This is a genomic window from Proteiniphilum sp. UBA5384 (assembly GCF_002410825.1).
Taxonomy (GTDB): domain Bacteria; phylum Bacteroidota; class Bacteroidia; order Bacteroidales; family Dysgonomonadaceae; genus Proteiniphilum.
In genome coordinates this window covers 39,516-65,765 of the sequence record NZ_DHOS01000041.1, presented here as the reverse complement: position 1 = coordinate 65,765, position 26,250 = coordinate 39,516, and the positions used below count along the sequence as shown (strand labels likewise).

23 protein-coding genes and 1 pseudogene are annotated in these 26,250 nt (G+C 43.1%); 14 read left to right on the top strand and 10 right to left on the bottom strand.

Annotated features, from left to right (window positions below; all coding sequences use genetic code 11):
• A pseudogene (locus B4G81_RS08465) lies at window positions 1-185 on the bottom strand (single-stranded-DNA-specific exonuclease RecJ); the annotation flags it as partial.
• 304 nt (window positions 186-489) lie between these two features.
• Here B4G81_RS08465 and mnmA point away from each other — a divergent pair.
• The 3 genes from mnmA to hflX all read left to right on the top strand — a co-directional run bounded on the left by mnmA (window position 490) and on the right by hflX (window position 3,635).
• Entirely contained in the window at window positions 490-1,554 is a 1,065-nt protein-coding gene (mnmA, locus tag B4G81_RS08460) for a tRNA 2-thiouridine(34) synthase MnmA (RefSeq protein ID WP_294081553.1), read from the top strand.
• Window positions 1,555-1,754: 200 nt separating this feature from the next.
• Window positions 1,755-2,255, top strand: coding sequence for an outer membrane beta-barrel protein (locus B4G81_RS08455; protein WP_294081552.1), 501 nt, complete (start codon window positions 1,755-1,757; stop codon window positions 2,253-2,255).
• A 153-nt stretch (window positions 2,256-2,408) separates the two neighbouring features.
• Window positions 2,409-3,635 carry a GTPase HflX gene (gene hflX, locus B4G81_RS08450; protein WP_294081551.1) on the top strand — a complete coding sequence of 409 codons (1,227 nt, stop codon included), beginning with the start codon at window positions 2,409-2,411 and terminating at the stop codon, window positions 3,633-3,635.
• A 24-nt stretch (window positions 3,636-3,659) separates the two neighbouring features.
• Here the strand turns inward: hflX and B4G81_RS08445 are convergent, their stop codons facing one another.
• From B4G81_RS08445 to B4G81_RS08435, 3 genes are all read right to left on the bottom strand, one after another.
• The gene (locus B4G81_RS08445) at window positions 3,660-4,130 is read right to left on the bottom strand and encodes a CYTH domain-containing protein (RefSeq protein ID WP_294081550.1); all 471 of its coding nucleotides are present in this window, start codon (window positions 4,128-4,130) and stop codon (window positions 3,660-3,662) included.
• 13 nt (window positions 4,131-4,143) lie between these two features.
• A complete protein-coding gene (locus B4G81_RS08440) occupies window positions 4,144-5,523 on the bottom strand; it encodes an aspartate kinase (RefSeq protein WP_294081549.1) in 1,380 nt (459 codons plus the stop codon).
• A gap of 118 nt (window positions 5,524-5,641) precedes the next feature.
• On the bottom strand, window positions 5,642-6,223 hold the full coding sequence (locus B4G81_RS08435) for a Maf-like protein (protein ID WP_294081548.1): 582 nt from the start codon (window positions 6,221-6,223) through the stop codon (window positions 5,642-5,644).
• A 235-nt stretch (window positions 6,224-6,458) separates the two neighbouring features.
• Between B4G81_RS08435 and B4G81_RS08430 the strand changes: the two genes are divergently transcribed.
• Complete coding sequence (locus tag B4G81_RS08430) at window positions 6,459-7,178, top strand: 2-phosphosulfolactate phosphatase (protein ID WP_294081547.1); 720 nt, start codon at window positions 6,459-6,461, stop codon at window positions 7,176-7,178.
• A 13-nt stretch (window positions 7,179-7,191) separates the two neighbouring features.
• Here the strand turns inward: B4G81_RS08430 and B4G81_RS08425 are convergent, their stop codons facing one another.
• From B4G81_RS08425 to B4G81_RS08415, 3 genes are all read right to left on the bottom strand, one after another.
• Window positions 7,192-7,590, bottom strand: coding sequence for an RNA-binding S4 domain-containing protein (locus tag B4G81_RS08425; protein ID WP_294081546.1), 399 nt, complete (start codon window positions 7,588-7,590; stop codon window positions 7,192-7,194).
• A 73-nt stretch (window positions 7,591-7,663) separates the two neighbouring features.
• Window positions 7,664-8,224: an aminoacyl-tRNA hydrolase gene (pth, locus tag B4G81_RS08420; protein ID WP_294081545.1), complete on the bottom strand. Its 561-nt coding sequence runs from the start codon at window positions 8,222-8,224 to the stop codon at window positions 7,664-7,666.
• 28 nt (window positions 8,225-8,252) lie between these two features.
• A complete protein-coding gene (locus B4G81_RS08415) occupies window positions 8,253-8,834 on the bottom strand; it encodes a 50S ribosomal protein L25/general stress protein Ctc (RefSeq protein WP_294081544.1) in 582 nt (193 codons plus the stop codon).
• A 343-nt stretch (window positions 8,835-9,177) separates the two neighbouring features.
• Here B4G81_RS08415 and nusB point away from each other — a divergent pair, with 343 nt between their 5' ends.
• From nusB to B4G81_RS08385, 6 genes are all read left to right on the top strand, one after another.
• Window positions 9,178-10,104, top strand: coding sequence for a transcription antitermination factor NusB (nusB, locus tag B4G81_RS08410; protein ID WP_294081543.1), 927 nt, complete (start codon window positions 9,178-9,180; stop codon window positions 10,102-10,104).
• Window positions 10,105-10,121: 17 nt separating this feature from the next.
• Entirely contained in the window at window positions 10,122-10,442 is a 321-nt protein-coding gene (gene yajC / locus B4G81_RS08405) for a preprotein translocase subunit YajC (protein ID WP_294081566.1), read from the top strand.
• Between the two features lie 13 nt (window positions 10,443-10,455).
• Entirely contained in the window at window positions 10,456-11,448 is a 993-nt protein-coding gene (locus B4G81_RS08400) for a YbbR-like domain-containing protein (protein ID WP_294081542.1), read from the top strand.
• Entirely contained in the window at window positions 11,445-12,029 is a 585-nt protein-coding gene (coaE, locus tag B4G81_RS08395) for a dephospho-CoA kinase (protein WP_294081541.1), read from the top strand. The genes B4G81_RS08400 and coaE overlap by 4 nt, the downstream gene beginning before the upstream one ends.
• A gap of 81 nt (window positions 12,030-12,110) precedes the next feature.
• Window positions 12,111-12,308 carry a winged helix-turn-helix domain-containing protein gene (locus tag B4G81_RS08390; protein ID WP_294081540.1) on the top strand — a complete coding sequence of 66 codons (198 nt, stop codon included), beginning with the start codon at window positions 12,111-12,113 and terminating at the stop codon, window positions 12,306-12,308.
• Between the two features lie 128 nt (window positions 12,309-12,436).
• Window positions 12,437-15,256: an FAD-binding and (Fe-S)-binding domain-containing protein gene (locus B4G81_RS08385; protein WP_294081539.1), complete on the top strand. Its 2,820-nt coding sequence runs from the start codon at window positions 12,437-12,439 to the stop codon at window positions 15,254-15,256.
• Between the two features lie 12 nt (window positions 15,257-15,268).
• On the opposite strand, the gene B4G81_RS08380 is transcribed toward B4G81_RS08385, so the two are convergent.
• From B4G81_RS08380 to B4G81_RS08370, 3 genes are all read right to left on the bottom strand, one after another.
• Window positions 15,269-16,141, bottom strand: coding sequence for a YitT family protein (locus B4G81_RS08380; protein WP_294081538.1), 873 nt, complete (start codon window positions 16,139-16,141; stop codon window positions 15,269-15,271).
• Between the two features lies 1 nt (window position 16,142).
• On the bottom strand, window positions 16,143-18,896 hold the full coding sequence (gene leuS / locus B4G81_RS08375) for a leucine--tRNA ligase (protein ID WP_294081537.1): 2,754 nt from the start codon (window positions 18,894-18,896) through the stop codon (window positions 16,143-16,145).
• Window positions 18,897-19,054: 158 nt separating this feature from the next.
• Window positions 19,055-20,857: an AMP-dependent synthetase/ligase gene (locus B4G81_RS08370; protein WP_294081536.1), complete on the bottom strand. Its 1,803-nt coding sequence runs from the start codon at window positions 20,855-20,857 to the stop codon at window positions 19,055-19,057.
• Window positions 20,858-21,061: 204 nt separating this feature from the next.
• Here B4G81_RS08370 and B4G81_RS08365 point away from each other — a divergent pair, with 204 nt between their 5' ends.
• The 4 genes from B4G81_RS08365 (at window position 21,062) to B4G81_RS08350 (ending at window position 26,138) form a co-directional block, all read left to right on the top strand.
• A complete protein-coding gene (locus B4G81_RS08365) occupies window positions 21,062-21,733 on the top strand; it encodes a DUF4294 domain-containing protein (protein ID WP_294081535.1) in 672 nt (223 codons plus the stop codon).
• Between the two features lie 160 nt (window positions 21,734-21,893).
• Complete coding sequence (locus B4G81_RS08360) at window positions 21,894-22,538, top strand: DUF4294 domain-containing protein (RefSeq protein ID WP_294081534.1); 645 nt, start codon at window positions 21,894-21,896, stop codon at window positions 22,536-22,538.
• 53 nt (window positions 22,539-22,591) lie between these two features.
• Window positions 22,592-24,325, top strand: a complete 1,734-nt coding sequence (locus tag B4G81_RS08355) for a SulP family inorganic anion transporter (protein WP_294081533.1) — start codon at window positions 22,592-22,594, stop codon at window positions 24,323-24,325.
• A complete protein-coding gene (locus B4G81_RS08350; protein WP_294081565.1) occupies window positions 24,318-26,138 on the top strand; it encodes a YgiQ family radical SAM protein in 1,821 nt (606 codons plus the stop codon). Before B4G81_RS08355 ends, B4G81_RS08350 begins: the two co-directional genes overlap by 8 nt.
• Window positions 26,139-26,250 lie beyond the last annotated feature (112 nt).

Below are 26,250 nucleotides of genomic sequence, written 5' to 3'. Positions count from 1 at the left end.
AGAAAAGGGTCATGCAAATCCTTTAATCTGGGATATAAAAATGCAATGGCTTCTTCCTTTGTCTCTATACCTCTTTTGATAAGCAAATCAACAAGAACGGGATGTAAATTCAATTCTTTCTCTAGTTCATTTTTTTTATTTTTTTGGTCGTTTGTAAGGGGTAAATAATTCCATCTGTAAGTCATTTATATCGTTTTTTTCTTTTCTCTCTCAAATCCCGAATCGGCTTCGGGAGCAGTGCTGCAGGATATTAAAAAAGCCCGGCGGCAAAAGATCTCAATAATGGCATATCAATATACCATTCCGAAGATGTAAAGGTAATACTATTTTTTTCTTTTCCGTTTATTTCATCTGATTAAAATTATTTATTTGCACTAAAATTAGATATTTGCATCCATGACGAAATATAAATAAGTTTGACTTTACTCTCCGGCTCACTTCATTAGTTCAAACTTATTTGTACCTTTGTACATCAAAATCGATGCAAGAATGGAGATTGCGGCGCTAGTATCCGGAGGAGTGGACAGTTCGGTTGTAGTACATCAGTTAAAGGAGATGGGCTACGACCCGACTATCTTTTATATAAAAATAGGGATGGAGAATAAGGACGGATATATCGATTGCCCGTCTGAAGAAGACATTGAGATCGTGTCGTATATCTCCAGGAAATATGGCTGCCGTTTCGAGATTGTCTCACTCCACGAAGAGTACTGGGACAGCGTGGTACGCTACACTATCGACTCGGTCAAAAGGGGATTGACCCCCAATCCCGATATGATGTGCAACAAACTAATCAAGTTCGGTGTCTTTGAACAAAAATGGGGTCATCAGTTCGATAAGATTGCGACCGGCCATTATGCCACCACCACTGAATTGGACGGTCTGACTTGGCTTTCCACCGCCAAAGATCATATAAAGGACCAGACCTACTTTCTGGGACAGATAAGCTATATGCAGATATCTAAACTGATGTTCCCGATCGGGAATCTATTAAAATCCGAAGTACGTACTATCGCGGCACGAGAAAAGTTACCGTCGGCGCAACGCAAAGACAGTCAGGGCATTTGTTTTCTAGGGAAAGTTAATTATAATGAATTTATTGAACGCTATCTGGGCAGGAAAGAGGGGCTTATCGTAGAACTGGAAACCGGGAATATTCTGGGTAAACACCAGGGATTCTGGTTTCATACCATCGGCCAGCGTAAAGGGTTGGGACTAAGTGGTGGTCCCTGGTTCGTGATTAAGAAAGATATACCACGGAATATCGTATATGTTTCTAAAGGGTACGACACGAAGCACCAGTATGGTGAAATCATCAACCTCCAAGGATTTGAGTTTATCACCAAAGATATCTGGGGCAACTTTAACGATGAAAAAGAGATCACCTTCAAAATAAGGCATACACCGGAATTCACGTCGGGAAAGATTTCAAAGATCGGCGATTTATACCGTATCCATTCCTCCGAGCTGGTGCAGGGCATTGCTGCCGGGCAGTTCGGAGTGGTCTATGACAAGGAAAGGCAATTATGCCTGGGAAGTGGGATGATTTACTAATGTGCCAATTAGTGGAGGATGTGATGATCCCGACAACTCATCCCGACTTATCGGGAAATCGGGACAGGTAAAGATGGTTGAACTGGAACTAGGAATCCTAATGTAACAATAAAAAATGTGTCTATGAGAATAACAATTGAATGATTTGCCATTTAATTAGCACATTACTTTAGTCTTGGTTCTTGAATCTAAATAAAAATATGAAACGGATATTTATTTTAGCGTTTTTCTCTTCCCTGTTATTTATCCAAAAAATACAGGCACAATTTGAAGGAACTTTCGGATTGGGCGTCCATGCAGGGTATGGAGCGGAAATCAATAATCTGGGTGGTGGAATACATCTTCATTTCTACCGGACAAATAATTTTCGATTTGCGCCCTCCTTCACCTATTTTCTGGAAAACAAAAAAGAAAATATGTGGATGACAGACTTGGACGCGCATTACATCTTACCGGTATCATACTCAGCTTCACTATATCCGATTGCCGGCCTACATTACTCCCATTGGAAGTATGACACCTCAAAAAGGGACGTGCAAACAGAAGAGAATTGGACAAAGAACCGTCTGGGAGCGAATCTCGGCCTTGGATTTCAGCATGACATAGGCTACAGGATACGGGCTAATTTCGAGTTGAAATACCAATTTATCAAGGATTTTTCGCAGGTGTTCTTCAGTGCCGGAATCGGATTTTGGTTTTAAGTAATTCAATTGCAAATCACTAATTAACGGATTCCGGCTTCAAATTCAAAATCCCAAAGTTTCAAATCCGACGTCTTGATTCTTAAATCTTGGCTCTTGATTCTTAAATCTTGGCTCTTGATTCTAAAAAATTTTATTCTTTGCTCTTTAAATATGAAAGATTTTATTACTAACGAAATAAAAAAAGAAAATGCCCTACTCGTTGGACTTATCACTCCCGAACAAAACGAGGAGAAGGTGAATGAATACCTCGACGAACTGGCATTTCTTGCCGAAACAGCAGGTCTTATTCCCGCAAAACGTTTTGTGCAACGCTTAGAGATGCCCAATACAGTAACGTTTGTGGGGAGCGGAAAACTACAGGAGATAAAGAATTACGTGGACGAGGAAGAGAATGAAATTGGCGTAGTCATCTTTGACGACGAATTATCCGCCCGCCAACTCCGTAATATCGAAAGAGAACTCAAGGTCCGTATCATGGATCGTACCAGTCTTATTCTCGACATCTTTGCTATGCGTGCCCAGACGGCTCATGCCAAAGCGCAGGTTGAACTGGCACAGTACCAGTATCTGCTGCCGCGCTTGACCCGTATGTGGACGCACCTCGAACGACAACGGGGTGGTGGCGGCACCATCATGCGCGGTCCGGGTGAAACGCAGCTGGAGACCGACCGGCGTATTATCCTCGACAAGATCTCCCGCCTGAAGCAGGAGTTGAAAGAGATCGACAAACAGAAAATCGTCCAGCGCAAGAACAGGGGAAAACTGGTGCGTGTGGCATTAGTAGGATATACCAACGTAGGGAAATCCACTCTGATGAACCTGCTAAGTAAAAGTGAAGTATTTGCAGAGAACAAGCTCTTTGCTACGCTCGATACGACCGTACGCAAAGTAACCATTGAAAACCTGCCATTCCTGCTTACCGATACTGTCGGCTTTATCCGAAAACTCCCTACCCATCTGATCGAGTCGTTCAAGTCTACCCTCGATGAGGTACGCGACGCTGATATATTAGTCCATGTAGTAGACATTTCACATCCCGCCTTTGAAGAACAGATAGATGTGGTAGAAAAAACGCTGTTTGAGATCGATAACACAGAAAAATCCACTATCCTTGTCTTCAACAAGATCGACGCTTTTTCACATGTTGTGAAAGATGAAGATGATCTTACTCCAAAGAAACGGGAAAACTACACACTCGAAGAATTAAAACAATCTTGGATGCAGAAAATGAAGGAAAACTGCATCTTTATATCGGCAAGGGAAAAAATAAATATCGACAACCTGAAACAAATCATCTACAACAAGGTGAAGGAGATTCATATCACTCGCTTTCCCTATAACGATTTCTTATATCAAAATTATGAAGAGGAGGAATGAAGAAGGATATCCTCTAAGTTAATTCTACCACTTGGTATAAGGATTCTTCATCAACATCGAATTATAAAAACGAGCATCGCCGGTCACTTCTTCACCCAGCCATTCCGGTTTTTCGAACTGGTCACTTTCGCCGGATAATTCTATTTCCGCAACAACCAGTCCCTGGTTCTCACCATAGAACTCGTCCACCTCGAAAGTAAACTCACCCGATTTCACTTCATAACGGGTTTTGTTGATCACGCCCGGTTCGCAGATACTGAGCAGTTCTTCCACCTCTGTTATCGGAATTTCTTTTTCCCATTCATAGCGGGATACTCCACTTGTGCTACCCGCTCCCTTTATGGTAATATAACCCTTGTCGCCTTTGATACGTACTCGAACGGTACGCTCAGGAACAGAAGAGAGATATCCCTGGGTAATATGCATCTGCTTATACGCTTCGTTTTTGAAAGCATCCGACGTTACCAAAAATTTTCTTTCTATTTCCTGTGCCATGATTTATATATAATTACCTACACAATGCTTCGTTGAGCGCAACTACCGCATCTTCATAGCGCTCACGGCAGATCACAAACTGCATATTGACTTGCATCAGTGATTGACCGAAACTCTCCACATTAATTTCTTTCTCATACAAGGCTTTGGTCGCCCTGTAGAGAAATCCCGGAAGTGCTATATTAGACCCCATGGCGCAAACAATGGCCATCGGCTCTGCCGTCACCTGGTAAAATTGCTCCTGCAAGACTTTCACCAGCTCTCTACTCTTTTCATTATCCCATACCACCATAGTGATGGAGTTGGCGTTGGTCGATTTCAGGATATAACTTACGCCATGCTCCACAAAGTAATGCATAAGATGTCCGTCGAATCCCACTTCACCCACCATCATCGGGTCATGCACTTCAATGGCCAGCACTTTCCTTGAGCCGGAAACGATCTCCACACGAGGCTCGGGTGAAATATAATCACGCGATATCAATGTCCCGGGATGACTGGGTTCAAAGGTATTTTTTATACGAATATTGATACCGGCCAGTTCCAAGGGTTTTGCCGCCTTGGGATGGATTGCCTCCATGCCAATGTCAGCCAACTGGTCAGCAATGATATAATTGGTATGTCCCACGGGAATACTATTCTCCACTCCTACTATCTTGGGGTCCGCACTCGAAAGATGATATTCCTTGTGGATTACTGCTTCATCCGCTTTTACTTCTACAGCGATCTTACTGAAAGTCACCTCGCTGTATCCTCGGTCAAAGGCACGCATAATACCTTCGGTTCCCTTCGTATATCCGGTAGCAATACAAAGCACGCTACTGAAATCTATATCACTGAATTCCTTATGAATACGTTCATCAATAGTGAGAGATTCATTGTCATTGAAACCGCATAGGTCCACAAACCGGGCATTGATGCCGTTATTATTGAGGATATTGACGGAGTTCCATCCCGAATGTGCTTCTCCGATTGATGCCAGGATTTCGCGGGCAGCCAGGTGTATCGCTTTCGGATCAACATATCCCGATGCCAATACTTTCCCTAAACTATAAAGTACGGTCTTGGCTTGATCCACTCGAAAACGGATGAAATCCCGTGCTTCCTTCAAATCAAGACCGTAATCGGCAAAACCGTCATTGATCAGAAGCAATCGCTGACAAAATGAATCTAGAGCGCTACTGTAATCCTCACCGTTCAGAAATTTATTATAAATACCCGGCTCACCGGTCTTCTTATGCTCCAATAACCAATTGGTTACATTGTTATAAGCTGAAACCACAAAGATACGGTTATACAACCCGTCTCCCTTGCGGTCTCCCCTGATAATATTTTGAAGCACGTCCTGAAACTGGGACATGGAGGTACCTCCGATTTTTTCTACTGTCAGCATATATATTTATGATTTGTTGATTTTGCGATGTGTTGATTTGCGAAACATCTGTGTCGCACGGGATACAAAGATAGATTTTTTTCAGTTTTCTACACGGATTGATCGAAAAAAATGACACCTAAAACCGTTTCAACTCGTGGTACACCTTAAAAATAGGCAATCCCATCACATTGAAGTAAGAGCCTTCGATTCTCTTTACCCCCACATAACCGATCCACTCCTGAACGCCATAAGCGCCTGCCTTATCCATCGGATTGTACTTATCCATGTAATAATTTATTTCTTCGTCAGATAGGTCTCCGAAGGTAACGTAAGCGGTATCCGAAAAACAAACCTGCTTTTGTATCGAGGTTAGGCAAACACCCGTAACAACACGGTGGGTTTCTCCTGACAGCTCTCTCAGCATCGACTTCGCATTCTCCTTATCCGACGGCTTTCCCAAAATACGGCCCTGCAATAGTACAATAGTATCAGCAGTGATAAGCAATGTATTATCCTGCATCATAGAACGGTATGCCGACGCTTTTTTCTTTGCCAGGAATTCCGGGATTTCCTCGTGGGGTAGGTCGTCGGGATACGACTCGTCAATATCCGGCAATGTCAATACTTCATATTCTACATCCATCCCCGAAAGCAGTTCTCTCCTTCGCGGCGAATTGGAAGCAAGAATAAGGTGATGATTATTTGTAAAGAAAGTCATAAATCAATTTTACCCTTATGGGTTATCACGCTAAAGTATAAAAAGTTCTATTTTGCACAAAATGTTTTAAAGAAAATGTTTTATATAAATTGTGTAGTTATGATTTTTCCGACCCGGTTTTACTTTGTGAATAGAAGTATTATCTCCCTTGGTGCTGTCATGTTTGTGGATCTTTAGGTTTTTAGCTAATTTTGTCGGGAATTTGTCAAGAAGAAACGTTTTTAAACGAAACTATATGATATTCGATCTTTGCCCCTGCCCCGCTTTATATCCCTATTATCAACAGGAGGATGATACAGTAATCATGGTGGACGCATTCCGCGCATCAGCCACGATATGTGCCGCATTTGCCGCCGGTGTCTCAGCGGTAATTCCCGTGGCCTCTATTGAAGAGGCGAAACGATACAAGTCGGAAGGATTCCTTGTGGGGGCGGAACGCAATGCACGCAAATGTGATTTTGCCGATTTCGGCAATTCTCCTTTTGATTACATTCCGGAGAAAATATCGGGAAAAGAATTGGTCTTTACGACCACCAACGGCACACAAGCCATCCAGGCGGCCAAAGGGTGCCGGCAATTATTTATCGGTACCTTTTCCAATATCGATGCAGTGCTGGAAGCGTCTCTGCGATCAGCCGAACGCGTGGTGATACTCTGTGCCGGATGGGAAAACAGAATCAATATAGAAGATACCCTCTTTGGCGGTGCTTTTGCTGAAAAGTTATCTGGAAAGCAAGAATTAAATATTGCCTCAGATAGTGTGAGGATTGCATTAGAGCTATGGAAACAGGCTAAAAGCAATCCGCTGGAATACCTAAGGAGTAGTGACCATTACGCACGTCTTATTGCCAACGGGGCAGTGAGTGATGCCCCCTATTGTCTGCAGATGAACACGGTCCAACTAGTGCCATTTTACGATACCCGTGAAGGGAAATTAAGAGTGGCTCTTCAATAGATATAAAGGATACTCAAAAATCAGATTCATCAAAATCGAATGAATCGATGAACTGCTCCAAGTCGCGCCGCTCTTTCTTGGTAGGACGTCCGCTACCTCTTTGCCGGTCGACAAAACCGCTGATCCGGTTCAATTCCATCAGTTCGTACTGATCGGGGGGCGTTACGTTTTCCATGAATCCGGGCACTTTGGCGGCGCCCATCCTTTTGTCGGACAGCGATAGCACTTTGAATGAAAAAGTAATGGGAGGCTTCTTCACTTCGATGATCTCCCCCACTCTGATATTCCTCGAAGGCTTCACAGCAACGTTACCGATCAGCACCCGTCCTTTTTTACAAGCTTCGGAGGCAACAGTGCGCGTCTTGAAGATCCGCACTGCCCATAACCATTTATCAATTCTTACTTCATCCATTTTTAATTAATAGATAAGAATCAAGAACCATGGGTTGGCATTTATTCTCATTGGGATATTGCCACATTGGTGTCTATTTGTTGTTGTATTGGTTCATTGTAATCTGCACCCCCGCTAGACAAAAGCTGCGTATCATATCTACCGCCATATCGATCCGTTCGGGCAGCAGTTTTTGCTCTTCTTCAGAAAAACGATCCAGCACATAATCAATCTGCCTCCCACGCGGAAAATCAGCCCCTATTCCGAAGCGAAGGCGCGGATAGTCCTGCCCTATCAGATCCTGAATATGCTTCAGACCGTTATGGCCGGCATCACTTCCTTTCGATTTCATTCGCAATGTGCCGAAAGGCAATGCCAGGTCGTCCACTACCACCAGCAGGTTTTCATTTTCAATCTTTTCCTTTTGCAACCAATAACGGATGGCATTCCCACTCAGGTTCATGAAAGTAGACGGTTTGAGCAGGATAAGCAATTTATTTCTGAGCCGCATCTCTGCCACGAAGCCATATCGCCTATCCTCAAAAACAATATTGGACGCCTTAGCAAAAGCGTCCAATACCATAAATCCAATATTGTGGCGGGTTTGCTCATAATCGGGTCCGATATTGCCCAATCCCGCAATCAAATATTTCATTTGACCAAAAATATGTACTTACACCTTTTTAACTTTCAGCCTTTGCTGCGGCACCTCTTGCGGCACGCGTCAACTGCACACGGCAAACAACAGCATTCTTGGCATTCAATATTTCCACACCTTCGAAATCCAGCTGTCCTACCTGGATAGATTTACCCAATTCCAATGCTTCCACATTCACGACCAGCTCCTCAGGCAATTTTGCCGGCAAAGCTTTCACTTTCAACTTACGAATATCGAGCGACAACTTACCGCCGGCTCTTACTCCGGCAGCCAAACCAGTCAGACGAACAGGAATTTCAATCACTACCGGTGCATTTTCAACCACATGCAGGAAGTCGATATGAAGAATGGTATCTTTTACAGGGTGAAACTGTAACTCTTTTACAATGGCTTGTAATTTCTTTTTCCCAAGATCTAGATTTACCAGAAACACTTCCGGAGTATAAATCAATTTCCGTACATCGCCTTGCTTTACTACGAAATTCACATTTTCCTCACCATGTCCACCATATACAACACACGGGATCAGCCCTTCACTACGGTAGGCCCTGGCCGCTTTTTTTCCGAAATCGTCCCTGATCTCGCCTTTCAATTCAAATGTTTTCATTTTTACAATTTGTTTGTGTTACTCAAAATAAAGTGCTTTCTCTTTATTTCCCATCACACGGGAGCTTTCAAAAAAGCGGCGCAAAGGTAATGATTTTCTTTTTATTAAACAACACCTTAATACTTATTTTTAGTCCGTTCCATTTAACCCTCTTCTCCAACTCATCATGGGACATACTCATCAATCGCCCGACGATATGGACATAATTCACAGGTTATCCCCTTGATTTTATCCGGTACACTCACTTTTCACCCAACAGTATGTATAATCCCGAAAATTTAACTACTTTTGCAACATAAAACTAAGTTAGATTTTTAGCTTAACAAAAACGTTCATTCATTCAATGATTAATAGAAATTTGATTCGTATCAGGGTAGTACAACTGGTCTATGCATGGTACCAAAATACGAATAAGGATTTGCGTAATGCCGAAAAGGAACTCTTATTCGGCCTGCAGAAATCATACGATCTTTACTATTTTCTCCTTCTTCTGATGGTGGAACTCACTAATTCGTATGAAAACAGGATAGAGACGAAGCGTAACAAATTCCTGCCTACTGAGGAAGATCTAAATCCAAATACTCATCTGATTAACAATCGGTTTATCAGACAGTTACGAAAGAATAAACAATTTCAGAAACAACTTACCGAGCGTCCCATGTCGTGGGAATCGAATGATATATTTGTCAAAAATTTATTGGATGAAATACTCTCTTCCGATATTTATAGAGAGTATGCCGCCCTCACTTCTCCCACCTATGAAGAAGATCAGGAATTCTGGAGGAAAACATTCAAACAATTCATTTATTTGAATGAAGAGTTAGATGACATCCTGGAAGATGAATGCATTTACTGGAATGATGATGTGGAGATTGTACAAACTTTTGTGATAAAGACAATCAAACGGTTTTCGGAGGATGAGGGTGAGGATCAACCATTGTTACCGATGTTTAAGGACGAGGAAGATAAGGAGTACGCCTTGAAATTACTACACAATTCCATATTAGGAGAGAAAGAGTATCGTGGGCTTATCGAAAAACACACCGAAAAGTGGGACTTCGACCGTATTGCATTTATGGATCTCATCATTATGCAGGTGGCTCTTTCCGAGATATTTACATTTGATTCCATACCAACCAATGTCTCACTGAATGAATATATCGAGATTGCTAAGTCGTACAGCACTTCCAAAAGCGGCACATTTATCAATGGAATTTTGGATGCAATTGTGCAGGAAATAAAAAAAGAAAAACGTATCTTTAAAAATTAATTATAAACATTTAAACAATAATTCTTATGAATACCCTATTACAAGCATCACCGGGAGGAGCAGGAGGCATGGGGGGAACCCTGTTAATGATGGTAGCCATTTTTGCCGTATTTTATTTCTTCATGATACGTCCCCAACAGAAAAAACAAAAAGAACTCCAGAAAAGTCGCGAAGCGATGAAAACCGGAGACAAGGTCGTCACATCAGGAGGTATCCACGGAAGGATCAGAGAGGTAGGTGACACATGGTTTTTAGTAGAGGTAGCCGATGGCATAAAATTAAAATTCGAGAAAGGTTCGGTATATGCCTCACCGGCCGATGTAGCAAAGACTAACTAAAACCGTGTTCACAATGGAAATAGGAGCTATCATCAAGAAATGGCAACCGGAAATTAAAGCCTTTTTTTCTACCTTCCCGTGGAAAAATGTGTTTGCTTTCCTGTTTTTTCTGATGCTGGCTTTTATTTTCTGGTTAATGCTATTTTTCCAGAAAGAGAATGTAGATGGCAATTACAGGATACCATTAAAATACACCCATATACCTGATGACATTGTCTTTGACAATCCCTTACCGGACTACATAGAAGTGAGCGTTGCCGACAATGGAGCACAGATTTTTCGTCTCGATCTAAAAAAAAGAGATTCACTTGAAATCAATGTTACCAAAATAATTGAGGATGGGAATAAGGTCCTTCAGGGGGATCAATACAGACAGCTTATTATAAACCAATTATTTACCAGTACCACTTTAAGAGGATATTATCCCATGAACATCTCACTGGCAAACTCCAAATTACAGAGTAAAGAACTGTTAGTGACTTTTGATGGCGAGATCACCACCAGCAGAGCTAACCTGGTGGCAGACAGTGCCACTTTTATTCCGGACAGGGTAATGGCATACGGGTCGAAGGAATCCCTCAATAAACTGAAGAGTGCTCTGACAGAGTACACTGTATTTAAAAACCTAAGGGCCACATCCCAGTTACCTGTCAGGATAAATAAGGTGGAAGGCGTAAAATTCATTCCTGACGAGGTAGATATATATATTCCTATAGAAGAGTATACTGAACGGACAATTGAAGTTCCTATCATTGCGAAGCATATGCCCGGAAGGCTGGATGTAAAGTTCTTCCCTTCAAGAGCAAATGTCACTTTCTCGGTGACACTCGAAGAATATAAGAAGATTGCGCCTGAAGATTTCGCTATAGAACTTGATTACAGGAAATTCCATACTAACGAGGATGGGCGTGTAGAGCTTGAACTCACACAAAAGCCCTCTTCGGTCATCAATGCCCGTATTTCTCCTTCTTCCGTGGAATTTTTGTTTGAAAACAAAACCGAATGATAAAAATTGGCGTAACAGGAGGTATCGGGAGTGGAAAATCAGTTGTATCAGATATTTTTCGCTTGTATGAAGCTCCGGTTTTTGATGCCGACCGGGAGGCAAAAAAGCTGAACGATATTTCCCCCTATATACGTGAACAGCTCTCGCAACAATTGGGTAGTGATCTCTATGCCGCGGGTAAACTCGACAGAAAAAAGCTGGCTTCGATTATCTTTCATGACAACCATAAGCTATCCATCGCAAATTCTATTATTCACCCTGAATTGGCAAAACATTTCAACGAATGGTGCAAACAACGGCAACATCATCCTATAGTAATTCTGGATGCGGCGCTGCTCATTGAAGCCGGGTTCTACAGGTTCGTAGATAAGGTAATTGCGGTATATGCCCCCGCTGCACTCCGTATTGAACGGGTCATGCAACGCGACGGCTCAGTACGAAGCGACGTAAAGGCGCGCATAGACAATCAACTTCCGGAAGGGGAAAAAGCAAAATATGCCGACTATATAATCTACAACGACAATAAGCACTCACTTATTTCACAGGTATCGGAAGTGATAAACAGTCTTACAGGGAACTAAGAGGGATAAGTTGTTTTTTACCAGTTATATCTGTAACTTTGCACTGAAATTATCAGGTTATATTATTAAATAATCAAAAAAATGATTGAACAAATTGGAATAAACGCCGGCAAAGTATGGACAATTCTCGACAAAGAGGGTCGGCAAAATGTGAAAGAAGTCAAGAAGGCAACAAAACTCACCGATAAAGATCTCTATGCGGCACTCGGATGGCTGGCAAGAGAGGGAAAAATTGCTTTGGACATTGAGGAAAAAGAGCTCTTCGTATCATTAAATTGACTGTAAACGGATCGTTTAAACTGAAAATGCTGAAAGAGGCTGAATCAAATGAATCAGCTTCTTTTTTTGTCAGTTTTCCTTTAGGAATAAAATATATCATTTATCTTTACCAAAAAGACACGGATTGAATGGAATCTAAAGAATTACAAAAACAACTTTTGCAGTTATTTCCACAGGATCAGGTATTCACAGACGAAATTCACCGTCTCGTCAAAGGTACCGATGCCGGGCTATATCGGCTTCTTCCCAAAGCGGTAGTGAAAGTAAATTCGGAGGAAGAGGTGATTCGTCTCATTAGATTTTGCCGGTCAGGGAACATCCCTGTAACATTCAAAGCTGCCGGCACCAGTCTGAGTGGCCAAACTATATCCGATTCCATCCTGATGGAAACAGGAAATGGCTTCGAGTTCTCCACCATCACCGATGAAGGAGCTGCCGCCACATTCGGCTGCGCATTAACCGGTGCTGCTGCCAACCGTATGCTGATGCGTTATAAGCGAAAACTGGGCCCCAAGCCTGCCTCCATCAATTCCGCAAAAATAGGAGGAATTATTGCAAACAACGCAAGCGGGTCAAGCTACGGCATCCGGCATAACAGCTACAATACGGTCAGATCGATGCGTATTATTTTTGCAGACGGATCTTTGTTGGATACCTCAGACAATCAAAGTTGCCAAGCTTTCATTGACAGCCATCCACAACTTATTGCTGAAATTGAACAGCTCCACAGGGACGCTGTAAACAACGACGCTATCAGGCAGAAAATCACTACAAAATTCCAACTTAAAAATACTTGTGGTTATGGAGTGAACTCTTTGATTGATTTCAGTGACCCCATCCGAATTATCCAGCATCTGATGATTGGCTCCGAAGGTACGCTGGGATTTATTTCCCAAGCTACTTTCGATACAGTCCATGATGCTCCGTTGAAAGCCTCGGCGATGATTTATTTCTCCAATCTGCGGGCGGTGAGCAGCACCATTATCCCTTTAAGGAATTGCCAGGTAAGCGCTGCCGAATTGATGGACCGCAATGCTTTGCGTGCCGTGGAAGATCAGGAGGGTATGCCCCGGGAGTTAAAATCGTTACCCGAAGGGGCTGCAGCGCTATTGATCGATACTTCAGCCGATGATAAAGAGACCCTACAGGCACAAATGGCGGAAATAGAAGAAAAGCTGTCACATATAGAAACACTTACACCAATCAAATTTACCACCGACAAGTATCTGTATGACCTCTACTGGAATGTCCGGAACGGACTCTTTACCTCTGCCGCAGCTACACGTCCTCCCCGGACGGCAAGTATTATTGAAGATATCGCTTTCAGGGCTGAATCATTGGGCGATGCCCTGACCGATGTACGAGAACTGCTGATACGCACCGGTTATGGGAATGCGGTGATGTGGGGTCACCTGCTCGACGGCAATGTACATTTCACCGTTTTCCCCGATATCAACACCCCCCGGGAAGTAGAAAAATATGCCTTCTTCATGCAGGAATTGTGTGAATTAGTAGCCGTAAAACATGGCGGCAGCCTCAAGGCAGAACATGGTACCGGCCGCAATATGGCTCCTTTCGTCGAAAAAGAATGGGGTAGCGACATCTACGTCCTGATGAAACGCATCAAGAAAACATTCGACCCGAAGAATATCCTCAATCCGGGAGTATTGATCAATGATGATCCTGACATATTTATCAAAGATCTGAAACGAATTCCGGAAGCCAATCCTATTATCGATAAATGTATTGAATGTGGTTTTTGCGAGATAAACTGCCCCTCCAAAAATTTGACTTTCACCCCACGGCAACGGATTGTAGCTTATCGTCACCTCTCTGAAACAGCGGTATCAGGAAATAAAAAAAGGAATACGGTTTCAGCAAGGATGAAAGAGATTGCCTATCCTCTGGAGGAGACCTGTGCTACTGACGGATTGTGCGGACTGGCCTGTCCGGTTGGAATCGATACCGGAAAATTAGTCAAAGAATTGCGTTGGCAACAAAACGGCAAAATGGCGGACAAGGTAGCCGACATCATCGCCAATAATATGTCAGGGATTACTTCATTACTACGTGGACTGTTACCCATCCCCCATTATCTCGGGAAAATAATAGGCTATTCGGCCCTGGAAGGTGTAACAAAAGGACTTTACCGGTTAGGAGAAGGGCTATTCCCCTTATGGACCCGCCATACCCCATCGGGAAGTAAAAGAATCACACACAATAGTATCCTTGCCGGCGACTCAAACGCTCCGATGGTAGTCTATTTTCCGGCATGTATTACCCGCGCCATGAGTGGGCCTTCCTTCGGATATAAAGAGACGGAAGATATACCACAGAAGATGCTTTCCATCCTGCGGAAAGCAGGGTATACGGTTATTATTCCGGAAGGCAAGGATGAACTCTGTTGTGGAATGGCCTTTAGCAGTAAAGGATTCCGCAAGCAGGCACAAAAGAAGGAGAATGAACTGAATGAGGCACTTTTGAAAGCCAGCCGCAATGGAGAGCTGCCTATTGTCTGTGATATGAGTCCTTGCTTGTTACATATGCGTGAAACATTAGACAAACGGATTAAGCTCTATGATCAAGTGGAGTTTATCCATGATTTTCTGCTCAACAGGCTCCGATTTATAAAACAACCCGTCTCTGTTGCCATACATACAACTTGTAGTTCCACCAAGATGCATCTGGAAGAAAAACTTTATACAGTGGCTTCCCATTGTGCCGAAAAAGTGATTATTCCTGAAAATATCGGATGTTGTGGCTGGGCCGGCGATAGAGGATTTTTTTATCCGGAACTCAATAACTCGGCACTTGCACCGCTGAAACAAGGAATCAAGGATGCCACAGAAGGGTATTCCAACAGCCGCACCTGCGAGATAGGGCTATCAATCAATAGTGGTATTACCTATAAATCTGTGGTTTACCTGGTTGACAAGGCTACCACCTGAGAGGCGAAAAGGTTATTTCATCTGATCAAATCCTTGTCCATAGACACCCACCACGTTGCTCTGCGAGATAAAGGCATTACTATCGATCTGTTTCACCAACCGGAATATAGAGTTGGATTCATTTCGCTTGGCCATTACCAACAGAACCTTTTGTGGTTTTTTGGAATACCACCCGATACCATCCAAAACAGTGCATCCACGGTGTAATTGCAGGTTAATTTGTGTAGCAATTTCTTCATATCGTGACGAGAAGATGAAAAACTGCACCGATTGGCGGATACCATTCAACACCCAGTCTACCGAGGTAGCCATTACAGCAATAATAATAATTCCAAATACAATAGTCTCCACACTTCTGAAAATCAAGAAAGAAGAGGAAACTATGACCAAGTCCACAAATAGCATTGTCCTTCCGGGTGTCACATTCCGGTATTTATTGATAATCAGCACTACGATATCCGTTCCGCCACTGCTCCCATTGACTGACATCACCAGCCCCACACCGCCACCAGCTATGATAGCACCGATCAATCCCGCCATCAACGGCTCATCCATCATAATTGGTGTCCACTGAAAGCTTTCGAACATACCGATAAATGCAGAAAGGAATCCGACGCCCACTATTGTTTTCACCAGGAATTCCGTTCCTAATACCCTAAAAGCGGCCAATAACAACAGGGCATTTATTATAAATACCATCAATGATACGGGCAATCCGAAGGCGTAATTAAGGAGTACGGCAACACCCGCCAAACCACCCATCACAAAATGGTGAGGCATAATGAACTGGGTAACGCCCAATGCATACATGAAAGTTCCCAAAGCGATAATAAGGTAATCCTTCCAATAAAATCTTTTTAGACTAAATTCCGGTAATTTTTCCATCTTATATCACCACATTCACAATTTTTTTCGGGACAATAATAATTTTTTTCGGACTTTTACCTTCTATCCATTTCTGCGAATTAGGATGGGCCAATACTGCTTTTTCAATCTCTTCATTGGTCGTATCCTCCGAAAATTCCAATACAAACCGCGATTTGCCGTTGAAAGAGATAGCATAAGGGAAAGCATCCTCTTTCAAATATTCTTCATTCCATATAGGCCATTTTGCATCACATACCGATATTTCATTGCCTAATACATGCCATAACTCTTCCGCTATATGAGGGGCAAAAGGAGCAAGACAAATGGTCAAATCGGTCAGAATGGTCCTATTCGAACATTTTAATGCAGTCAATTCATTTGCGCAAATCATAAATGCAGAGACAGAAGTATTGAAAGAGAAGTGCTCAATATCAAATGACACTTTTTTAATTAGTTTATGCAACGACTTCAACTCTTCTTTCGAGGGTTCATTATCGGTCACGCCCAGCTCCCCTTCCTTATAAAAGAGATTCCATATCCTACGCAGGAAACGGTGTACCCCATCGATACCATTGGTATCCCACGGCTTGGACTGTTCAAGTGGTCCCAGGAACATCTCATAGAGACGAAGTGTATCGGCACCGTATTTTTCCACGATATCATCCGGGTTGACCACGTTGAACATCGATTTCGACATTTTCTCAATGGCCCATCCACAGATATATTTTCCGTCTTCCAGAATAAATTCAGCTGACTTATATTCAGGGTTCCAGTTCCGGAATGCTTCAATATTGAGTATATCGTTATGTACTATATTGACATCCACATGAATAGGCGTTACGTCATATTGCTCTTTCAGGTTCAACGATACGAATTGATTTGTTCCTTTTATTCGGTATACAAAGTTACTCCGTCCCTGGATCATTCCCTGATTCACCAGTTTTTTAAAGGGTTCTTCTTCGCAGGAGACACCCAGGTCGAACAGGAATTTGTTCCAGAAGCGGCTGTAGACAAGATGTCCGGTAGCATGTTCAGTACCACCTATATATAGGTCCACATTTCGCCAGTAGCTGTCGGCTTTTTCAGATACCAGCACATCATCATTGTGGGGATCCATATAACGGAGATAGTAAGCCGACGATCCCGCAAATCCGGGCATCGTATTCAATTCCAGGGAATAGCCCTCTTTTGTTTGCCAGTTGGCAGCGCGGCCCAACGGCGGCTCCCCTGTTTCGGTGGGGAGGTACTTATCCACTTCGGGGAGCTCCAATGGCAGTTCACTTTCGTCTAAAGTATAAGGCATCCCCTCTTTGTAATAGACAGGGAATGGTTCACCCCAATAGCGTTGTCTTGAGAAGATAGCATCCCTGAGGCGGAAATTGATCTTCCGGTAGCCAACCTTACATCTCTCCACTTCATTGATAGCTGCAGGAATCGCCTCTTTCACCGTCATCCCATTCAGAAAGCCGGAGTTTATCATGATACCTTCCTTGGCGTCGTAACTCTCCTGCGACACGTCGCATCCCTCAATCAGGGGAATAATGGGGAGATCGAAATGTCGGGCGAAAGCATAGTCGCGGCTGTCATGTGCCGGTACCGCCATAATGGCACCAGTTCCGTATCCTGCCAATACATAGTCCGATATCCATATAGGGAGTTGTTCACCGGTAAAAGGATGAATTGCATACGATCCGGAAAACACTCCACTCACCGATTTATCCGCAATACGTTCACGTTCAGTTTTTTTCTTCGTTTTGATGATATATTCCTCTACTGCCCCACACTGCTCATCAGTCGTCAATCCTTTTACTAATTCACTTTCGGGTGCAAGCACCATAAATGTCACGCCAAATATAGTATCCGCACGGGTGGTAAAGATATCAAATGCCATACCCTGTGAGGTGTTGAAATGCATTACTGCTCCTTCGCTTCGCCCTATCCAGTTGCGCTGTGTTTCCTTTAGTGAATCGGTCCAGTCGATTTTATCCAGTCCGTCAAGCAACCGTTGTGCATACGCCGAAACACGTAGACACCACTGCCTCATTTTTTTTTGTTCCACGGGATACCCTCCCCGAATGGAGAGACCTTCGCTCACCTCATCGTTGGCAAGTACCGTCCCCAATTCGGGACACCAGTTCACCATGGTATCACCCAGATAGGCGATCCGATAATTCATCAATATCTCCTGTTGCTCTTTTTCAGATTTGGTATTCCACTCTTCTGCGGTAAATGTCATTGGTTCATTACAAGCCAGATCAAGACCGGCAGTCCCCTTTTTGGAAAGAACCTCTATCAGTTCATGAATAGGACGGGCTTGTTGTGTCTGATTACAATAGTAGGAATGGAACATACGTATAAATGCCCATTGCGTCCATTTGTAATAACTCGGATCGCAGGTACGCACTTCACGGCTCCAGTCGTAAGAGAATCCTATTTTATCCAGTTGTTCACGATAGCGTTTAATATTGTTTTCGGTAGTGATAGCCGGATGCTGTCCGGTTTGAATGGCATACTGTTCTGCCGGAAGCCCATAGGCATCGTATCCCATAGGATGCAAAACATTGAATCCCTGTAATCTTTTATATCTCGAAAAAATATCCGAGGCAATATATCCGAGGGGATGCCCTACATGTAATCCGGCTCCCGAAGGATAGGGGAACATGTCCAACACGTAGAATTTAGATTTCGACCGATCTTCCGTCACTTTATATATCTGGTGATCAATCCAGTACTGCTGCCACCGTTTTTCTATCTCTCTGAAATTGTAATCCATTCCTATACACTTTAAAAAACGGTGCAAATATAGTGAAAATCGAGAGCAATCGTGAGGGTTTACTCTTAAAAGATTTCCGAGATGCATTCTATATTATGAAAAGACAGGAAATTAATATGATAATATGAATAATATGCTTCGTATGTTGTGCAACTGAATCACACATACAACCCTTCAATAATATCCGCATATCTTTCCAGGATGATTTTCCGGCGGAGTTTTAAGGTATTGGTCAGTTCCCCTTTTTCCATACTAAATGGTTCGGGTAACATGGCAAACCGTTTGATTTTTTCATAAGAAGTGAATTGTGCCTGCAATAATTCAATACGACCGAAAATAAATGCATTGATTTCGGGGTTTTTCACCAATTCTTGCATCGAATCAAAGGGGATACCCTGTTCCTTAGCGTAGATACTGAGTGCTTCATAATTAGGAATAATCAACGCACTTACAAATTTCCGTTCATTGCCGATTACGGCTACCTGGTCGATATATTTGTCTTCGGCTATACGTGTCTCGATCATTTGCGGGGCAATATATTTTCCATTGGAAGTCTTGTAGAGGTCCTTGATCCGGTCGGTAAGAATAATTTCATTATTTTCAGTAAGGGAGCCGGCATCACCTGTCCTGAAATAACCATCCTCAGTAAAAGCGGCTTTGGTTGCTTCCGGTTTATGATAATATCCGTCCGTTACGGTGGCCCCCTTTACCAATATCTCATTATTCTCTCCTATTTTCACATTTACATCGGGCATTACTTGTCCTACAGTTCCTATCCGGAATCCTTTGGCAGGGAAACAACTTACTGTGGCGGTTGTTTCCGAAAGGCCATATCCATATATCAGGTGTACGTCTATCGATTGCATGAATTCGTTAATCGTATCCGACAAAGGGGCTCCCGCTACAGGAAAGAAATTTCCCCTGTCAATACCCACTACCCTTTTTACCAAATAAAAAACAGTATGGCGATAGAAAAAGAATTTCAGCCTGTTACCTACAGGCGCTTTCTTCCCTTTATTCACATATTCCAGATTGTGCCGGTATCCGGTTTTCACAGCATCGGTAAACAGCCATTTCATCATTCCCGAAGCATTATCCATTTTCTCTTTCACACCATCGTAGACCTTTTCCCAGAAACGCGGTACATTGCTCATCAATGTAGGGCGTATCTGCCGGATAGTTTTCCTGATCTCTCCCGGCTCCTTGTTTATTGCAACCACTATCCCTTTATAGAGGCAATAATAACTCCACGCTTTTTCAAATATATGTGTAAGGGGAAGGAAGCACATCGAGAGGTCTTTATCAGATAAATTAGTAAGCCGGATATCATGTATCCTGAATACCTCCAAGAAATTGGCATGTTTCAGCATCACCCCTTTTGGTTCACCGGTAGTCCCTGAGGTATAAATAATTGTAGCAAGATCATTGTTATCCATTTGCTTTAAGCGGGCATTCACCAAGGCCTGCGATTCCGAATTATCACCTGTGGTGATAAAGTCATCAAAATAGACTGACGTCTTATCTTCCGGTTTCAATACCACGTTCTTATCAAAAACGATGAGTTTCTGTAAGTATTGACTCTCCTGCTGCACCTTATATGCGTTATTATACTGGAATTGCTCCCCTACAAAAAGGAGTCCTATCTGTGCATCATTGATAATGTAACTCACTTGCATGGGTGATGAAGTGGCATACATGGGCACCATGACCCCTTTATTGGCGTAGACAGCAAAGTCGGAAATCAAGTATTTTTCCATATTCTGGGAGTATATTCCTACGTTTTCACCGGGAATAAATCCCATTTCAGCCAAGGCCTGAGCCGTTTTCATGATCTTCACAGAAAGCTCATTCCACGACAGATGCAACCATTCGCCGTCCGGCCTCTGATACATGATAGCGGTTTTATTACCATATTTTTGTGCCTGTGTATGAACAAGTCCACCCAGATGAGAGTATGTCATTGCCTTCCGTATTAATCCAGCCAAAAATACACTTTTTCCCCGATTATTCCTCAAAATAACCTGTTTTTTTATTGTTTTGTGCTGTTTTGACCGGTATATACCCTATTTCACTTAACAATCTGAGAACAGGAGAGAGGGGTAATTAACTACGCTTAACGCGTTTTTTTATCAAAAATATAGGCGACACGCTATCTTTGTATCGTTATGAAAAGACGTATAGCTATATACTTTATAATGGGTCTTACAGCCTGTCTACCTCCTATGGTCGAAGCTCAGCGTCTTTCCCCGGCAGATAAGGAATCAGGCTCCAACACCCCTGTTTACAATCTCCTTATACCCAACTCCTACGTTTCCATTATTATGGAAGGAGATACAGCTATCTGCTGGCAGGAAGGGGATACTATTTCTTGTATGTATCTGAGGGATTTTGTCAACTATTCGCCTTACCTCTTCCTAAGCACAAAAGAACAGGTCGCTTACTCCAAACTGGTACGGGACGTAAAGAAAACACTCCCTTATGCAAAGGAGATCGCTGCCATCATTCTGGAGACATACGAATATATGGAAACGCTCCCTAACGATAAGGCGCGACAAAAACATCTGAACCAGATGGAAAAATATCTGAAGCAACAATATACCCCGAAAATGAAAAAACTCACCCGGTCACAGGGGCAATTACTCATAAAATTAGTGGACCGGGAGACCAGTTCTTCCTCCTATCATATTGTCGATGCTTTTATGGGTAGTTTTAAAGCATGGGGATATAACCTATTCGCCAGTATGTTTGGTAATAGCCTCAAAATCCGCTATAATCGTTACGGCGAAGATCGCGACATTGAGCGTGTCTGTGTACTTGTGGAAAAGGGAATAATCTAATTCTCATGCTCCTCTTCATTACAGCGATTTTACTTAACAATCTAAAAACTCGACGGTTAATTAACTACACTTAACTTGTTTTTTAATCAAAAATAAAAGTGACCCATTATCTTTGCATCGTTATGAAATATAAAACCAAGTGGCATTCGGTAAAGAATTTATGAAAAAACTTATATTCATATTCCTTACATTCATCATTGCACTTTTATCCTCAGGAATAAGGGCACAGGAATATTATGCGACCAATTTGAATCCTGAATCCGAAAGACCGGTATCCACGATTTATTTGATGCCAAATGTGTATCCTGCTGTAATTCTCGAAGGAGATACCGTTGCTTGTATGTGGCTGAAAGACTTTATAAAATATTCCCCTCTCACTTTCCGAAGTACAAAAGATCAGGTTGCCTATACCAAACTGGTGCGGGATGTAAAGAAAACACTTCCTTATGCCAAGGAGATTGCTGCCATTATTCTGGAAACTTACGAATATATGGAAACTCTTCCCAGCGATAAAGAGCGGCAAAAACATCTGAACCGGATGGAGAAGTACCTGATGGATCAATATAGTCCCAAAATGAAAAAACTTACTCGGTCGCAGGGACAACTACTGATGAAATTGGTAGACCGGGAAACAAACTCCTCTTCTTATCACATTATCGACGCATTCATGGGTAGCTTCAAAGCTTGGACATACAATCTTTTCGCCAATATGTTCGGTAACAGCCTCAAAGTTCGTTATAATCCTTATAACGAAGACCGGGTGACAGAACGAGTTTGCGTACTTGTGGAACAAGGAGCGGTTTAATTTACTATCTTTGCACCGTTGAACATTGTTTGTCACATAGTCACATTGATTTCATGAGAGTAAATTTTCTGCAGGATTTCCAACCGGTTCTTTTCCAATCTTTAAAAACTTACAACAGAGAAAAATTTTTTGCCGACCTGATGTCGGGATTAATCGTGGGAGTAGTAGCACTACCGCTTGCCATAGCATTTGGTATTGCTTCAGGTGTGACTCCCGAGAAGGGAATATATACCGCCATTATTGCGGGTTTCATTATTTCCTTCCTGGGGGGTAGCAAGGTACAGATCGGCGGTCCTACCGGTGCTTTCATTGTAATTGTTTACGGCATTGTCGAGCAATATGGGGTACAGGGGTTGGCCATCGCCACGGTGCTTGCCGGAGTGATGCTCATGACGATGGGATTCCTGAAGCTGGGTGCTGTGATCAAGTTCATTCCTTATCCTATTGTCATTGGTTTTACGAGCGGTATCGCACTGACTATCTTCTCCACACAAATAAAAGATTTCTTTGGTCTTAACACACCTTCATTACCGTCCGGATTCCTCGAAAAATGGGCGATTTACTTCCAATACTTCAATACAATTAACTGGTGGGCGGCACTCATTGCAATAGCAAGTGTAGCCATTATCGTGATGACCCCGAAAATATCAAAAAAAATACCCGGTTCGCTCGTGGCACTCGTGGTGATGACTATAATAGCCTATTTGATGAAAACTTACGGAGGTATCACCAGTATCGAAACGATTGGCGACAGATTCGTGATCAACAACGAATTGCCGGAGATAGAGCAAATACCGCTGAGCCTCAATAGTATCCGGTTATTGTTCCCTACCGCCTTTACCATCGCCATGCTGGGCGCCATCGAGTCGCTCTTGTCTGCCACTGTTGCCGATGGGGCGACAGGCCATAAGCATAACTCCAATATGGAGTTGGTAGCACAGGGCGCCGCCAATATCATTACACCTTTCTTTGGAGGTATTCCTGCTACAGGAGCCATTGCCCGCACTATGACCAATATAAATAACGGCGGGAAAACACCCGTAGCCGGAATTATCCATGCTGTGGTACTTTTGTTGATCGTATTGTTTTTGGGCGATCTCACCCGACATATCCCCATGCCGTGTCTGGCTGGAGTACTGGTGGTAGTAGCCTATAACATGAGCGAATGGCGCACATTTGCTTCACTCACCAAACAGTCAAGGTCGACTTTGTCCATCCTGATGACCACTTTCCTGCTTACCGTCATTTTTGACCTGACTATCGCCATTGGCGTTGGTTTGATGCTTGCAATTTTCGGTTTTTTGAAGCGGATGAATGAAAGCACCCAAGTATCACGCACTACCGGGAGTATTGATTTGGCAAAAGAGATGGAGTCTCATTTTGCCGACGTGCCAGAAGAAGTACTTCAATTACCCGATCGAGTGGAAGTCTATGAAATCGAAGGCCCTTTTTTCTTTGGTGTGGCCAATAAATTCGATGAGATAATACGTGAATTGGGAGAGCATCCATATATTCGTATTATCCGTATGCGAAAGGTACCTTTTATCGATTCCACGGGATTGAACAACCTGGAGACATTGTGCCGTCACTCCAGAAAAGAAAAGATACAAATCATACTTTCCGGTGTGAATGACAATGTACGCCAGGCTATCGAAAAATCCGATATTCCTATGATTATTGGAAATGAAAATATCTGCTCTGATATCCGGTTGGCCGTCGAAAGGGCAAAATGGTTGGATGCAGAGCGAAATAACACACACAGAAGTATGGAACAACCTCATGGATAAACATTCTTATCGGCTCACCGATTGGTTACCCACTACCCGGAAAGAAATGAATCTTCGGGGATGGGATGCACCCGATGTGATTCTTTTCTCCGGAGATGCCTATATCGACCACCCTTCGTTCGGCACGGCTGTCATTGGGCGCCTGCTCGAGAGTGAAGGGTTGCGTGTGGCCATCGTACCGCAACCCAATTGGAGGGATGATTTGCGTGATTTTAAAAAACTGGGGATCCCCCGCCTCTTTTTTGCAGTGACTGCGGGGGTGATGGATTCTATGATCAATCATTATACTGCCAACAAGAGATTACGTTCGCAGGACGCCTACACCCCTGACGGACGTGCCGATATGCGTCCCGACAGGGCTGTCACCGTATATTCCCGTATCCTGAAGGAGCTGTTTCCCGATGTGCCGGTCGTAATAGGCGGAGTTGAAGCTTCACTCCGCAGAGTCACTCATTATGATTACTGGGATGACAAACTCCATAAGAGCATTATGGCTGATACAAAAGCCGACCTGATGATCTATGGAATGGGTGAACTCCCCCTACGACAACTGATCCGGGAAATCCACAATGGAAAAATTATTCGTGAAATAACCAATATCCCACAAACGGCTTTCCTTTGCGACGAAGTACCGGCAAATCCATTCAGTGAGGAAGTCGCTCTTTTTTCTCACGAAGAGTGCATAAAAGACAAGCTCAAACAGGCTAAGAACTTCCGGGTGGTAGAAGAGCAGTCTAATCGACTCTCGGCAGCACGCATCCTTCAAAAAGTAGATGGCCGCACATTGATTGTCAATCCCCCCTATCCACCTATGAAGGAAGAAGAAATAGATGCCTCTTTCGACCTACCCTACACCCGTCTGCCTCATCCAAAGTACAAGGATAAGCATATTCCTGCCTATGAAATGATCAAGTTCTCGGTGAACCTCCATCGCGGATGTTTCGGCGGTTGTGCTTTCTGCACCATATCCGCACACCAAGGAAAATTCATCACGTCCCGTTCCAAACAATCTATCCTGGAGGAGGTGAAGAAAATCACCCAAATGCCCGATTTTAAAGGATATATAAGTGACCTGGGCGGACCTTCCGCCAATATGTACCGGATGCAGGGGAAAGATCTGTCCATTTGTGCGAAATGTAAAAAACCCTCCTGCATCTTTCCAAAAATCTGTTTCAACCTGGATACCGACCATAGTGCCCTGTTAGATATTTACAGATCGGTAGATGCACTGCCCGGTATAAAGAAATCGTTTATAGGCAGCGGTATCCGTTACGATATGCTACTGCAGGAGAGTCCGAATGAGAAAATCAATGAATCCCGACGGGATTATCTCAACGAACTGATCAAGAATCATGTGTCAGGCAGATTGAAAGTGGCTCCCGAACATACTTCCGACGAGACATTGAAAATCATGCGGAAGCCCTCATTTCTGTTTTTCGACCAGTTCAAACAACTCTTCGATAATCTGAATAAGCGGTACAACCTGAATCAGCAATTAATCCCCTATTTCATCTCTTCACACCCTGGATGCACAGAGGAGGATATGGCAGAACTGGCTGTCAATACTAAGAAACTGAACTTTAAACTGGAACAGGTTCAGGATTTCACACCATCCCCCATGACTCTCGCCACAGAGATCTATTACACCGGCATCCACCCCTACACTTTGAAACCGGTCTTTACGGCAAAGACTGGCGAAGAGAAAAATGCCCAACGGCAATTCTTTTTCTGGTATGACTCCAATCAGAGACCGACATTAATCAAAAAATTAAAACGAATCGGCAGGCCGGATCTTATCAAAAAACTCTATTAAAAACAGCCTGAACCTATCCATTTCGTAACTATTCAGGCCTGAATAGACCCGGGTAGTTACTCTATTCCGCCCCAGTCTAGTTAAATATCGTTAATCAACAAAAAAAGCCTGT

Coding starts and splice junctions, on each gene's coding strand:
- mnmA (WP_294081553.1), top strand. CDS start 490: ATGGAGATTGCGGCGCTAGTATCCGGAGGAGTGGACAGTTCGGTTGTA.
- B4G81_RS08455 (WP_294081552.1), top strand. CDS start 1,755: ATGAAACGGATATTTATTTTAGCGTTTTTCTCTTCCCTGTTATTTATC.
- hflX (WP_294081551.1), top strand. CDS start 2,409: ATGAAAGATTTTATTACTAACGAAATAAAAAAAGAAAATGCCCTACTC.
- B4G81_RS08445 (WP_294081550.1), bottom strand. CDS start 4,130: ATGGCACAGGAAATAGAAAGAAAATTTTTGGTAACGTCGGATGCTTTC.
- B4G81_RS08440 (WP_294081549.1), bottom strand. CDS start 5,523: ATGCTGACAGTAGAAAAAATCGGAGGTACCTCCATGTCCCAGTTTCAG.
- B4G81_RS08435 (WP_294081548.1), bottom strand. CDS start 6,223: ATGACTTTCTTTACAAATAATCATCACCTTATTCTTGCTTCCAATTCG.
- B4G81_RS08430 (WP_294081547.1), top strand. CDS start 6,459: ATGATATTCGATCTTTGCCCCTGCCCCGCTTTATATCCCTATTATCAA.
- B4G81_RS08425 (WP_294081546.1), bottom strand. CDS start 7,590: ATGGATGAAGTAAGAATTGATAAATGGTTATGGGCAGTGCGGATCTTC.
- pth (WP_294081545.1), bottom strand. CDS start 8,224: ATGAAATATTTGATTGCGGGATTGGGCAATATCGGACCCGATTATGAG.
- B4G81_RS08415 (WP_294081544.1), bottom strand. CDS start 8,834: ATGAAAACATTTGAATTGAAAGGCGAGATCAGGGACGATTTCGGAAAA.
- nusB (WP_294081543.1), top strand. CDS start 9,178: ATGATTAATAGAAATTTGATTCGTATCAGGGTAGTACAACTGGTCTAT.
- B4G81_RS08400 (WP_294081542.1), top strand. CDS start 10,456: ATGGAAATAGGAGCTATCATCAAGAAATGGCAACCGGAAATTAAAGCC.
- coaE (WP_294081541.1), top strand. CDS start 11,445: ATGATAAAAATTGGCGTAACAGGAGGTATCGGGAGTGGAAAATCAGTT.
- B4G81_RS08390 (WP_294081540.1), top strand. CDS start 12,111: ATGATTGAACAAATTGGAATAAACGCCGGCAAAGTATGGACAATTCTC.
- B4G81_RS08385 (WP_294081539.1), top strand. CDS start 12,437: ATGGAATCTAAAGAATTACAAAAACAACTTTTGCAGTTATTTCCACAG.
- B4G81_RS08380 (WP_294081538.1), bottom strand. CDS start 16,141: ATGGAAAAATTACCGGAATTTAGTCTAAAAAGATTTTATTGGAAGGAT.
- leuS (WP_294081537.1), bottom strand. CDS start 18,896: ATGGATTACAATTTCAGAGAGATAGAAAAACGGTGGCAGCAGTACTGG.
- B4G81_RS08370 (WP_294081536.1), bottom strand. CDS start 20,857: ATGACATACTCTCATCTGGGTGGACTTGTTCATACACAGGCACAAAAA.
- B4G81_RS08365 (WP_294081535.1), top strand. CDS start 21,062: ATGAAAAGACGTATAGCTATATACTTTATAATGGGTCTTACAGCCTGT.
- B4G81_RS08360 (WP_294081534.1), top strand. CDS start 21,894: ATGAAAAAACTTATATTCATATTCCTTACATTCATCATTGCACTTTTA.
- B4G81_RS08355 (WP_294081533.1), top strand. CDS start 22,592: ATGAGAGTAAATTTTCTGCAGGATTTCCAACCGGTTCTTTTCCAATCT.
- B4G81_RS08350 (WP_294081565.1), top strand. CDS start 24,318: ATGGATAAACATTCTTATCGGCTCACCGATTGGTTACCCACTACCCGG.